Origin of the sequence: Stenotrophomonas sp. 278 (assembly GCF_003935715.1) — a bacterium.
Taxonomy (GTDB): domain Bacteria; phylum Pseudomonadota; class Gammaproteobacteria; order Xanthomonadales; family Xanthomonadaceae; genus Stenotrophomonas; species Stenotrophomonas maltophilia_AH.
Genome location: NZ_RHPP01000300.1, coordinates 1 through 1,116, shown reverse-complemented (window position 1 = coordinate 1,116; position 1,116 = coordinate 1). Strand labels below are relative to the sequence as shown.

Sequence of the window (1,116 nt, the reverse complement as noted above, 5' to 3'; positions counted from 1 at the left end):
GGCTGCATGGCATATTCGCAGATAGGTGGCTCGGCTGCGGCGGGTCCGCAGGGTCAGCCGCCGGGTGCTGTGCCGGAAGAGAAGAAGAATCCCAATGCCAATGATGGTGCGGGTCAGCGCACCCCTCAGGAAACGATGATGAGAAATGTGGATCAGGGGGTCAGGAATGACGCTGGTAGGTTCACGGAGGGGACCATGGGTAGGCACTCCGATCGATAGGTGAAAGATATGAAGAGGACTGTTTCGAGGTCGAATATGAGATTGTTCTTGCTGGCTATTCTGGGTCTTGCATCGTTCAACAGTCTCGCCGAAGGGCGGTGTCCACCTGGGCAGTATCCCGTGGGCGACCAGAATGTCGGCGGTTGCGCTCCCATTCCAGGTGCTAGTCAATCGTCCTCACCCAAGCCCGTTGGTGAGTGGGAGACTCGCTGGGGTGCAATCGTGGAGGATTCTTCGAACCTAGCCACCGGCGCCTCAGTTTCAATGGAAAGTAAGAGAGAGGCTATCGCAGAAGCTACGGAGCGGTGCAAGCGGAGTGGCGGGGTTAAATGCAAACTCAGAATCGCCTACTACAACCAATGCGTTGCGATCGCCGATCCAACGCCAGAGGTGATGGGGCGGGGAGGGGCAGAGTCAATGGCATCTAGTGCTGAAACGCTTGAGCAAGCAAAAGCGCGAGCGATGAGTAGATGTCAGCAAGCGGTTGGTGGTCAGGAGTGCTTGATTTCCTACTCCGCCTGCAGCAGGTCGGAGTTCCGTAGATTCTAGTTGCGAACGGTAAGCCTGGCCGTCGGTGCGCACTTGCTTGGTGGATAGCTTCGGTCTGTTGGTGGCCGGGCTGCACAAGACGGTGATCGTGAGCGCAGCCACCAGCATGGCCATGTTCGGCATCACCATCCAGGACTTCCTGACCAACGACGTCAAGAGCGTGATCACCGCCGTGGTCACCGGCACGGATGATCCGCCGGAGAAGCAGATCGACGAGGCCCTGGGGTGAATGCAGGTGGCGATGTCGAGCATTGACGCCATCCAGGTGATTGATGACCCCAGCTTGAGCAATGAAAAGGTCCAGGCGCAGCTGTTCGTCGGCATGGGCACCGGCGGCCCGGCCGTGGT

1 protein-coding gene is annotated in these 1,116 nt (G+C 58.6%); it reads left to right on the top strand.

Features of this window, described 5'->3' with window-relative positions:
- Positions 1 to 808 precede the first annotated feature (808 nt).
- Positions 809 to 997: a hypothetical protein gene (locus EGJ34_RS21805; protein ID WP_125362461.1), complete on the top strand. Its 189-nt coding sequence runs from the start codon at positions 809 to 811 to the stop codon at positions 995 to 997.
- Positions 998 to 1,116: the final 119 nt, after the last annotated feature.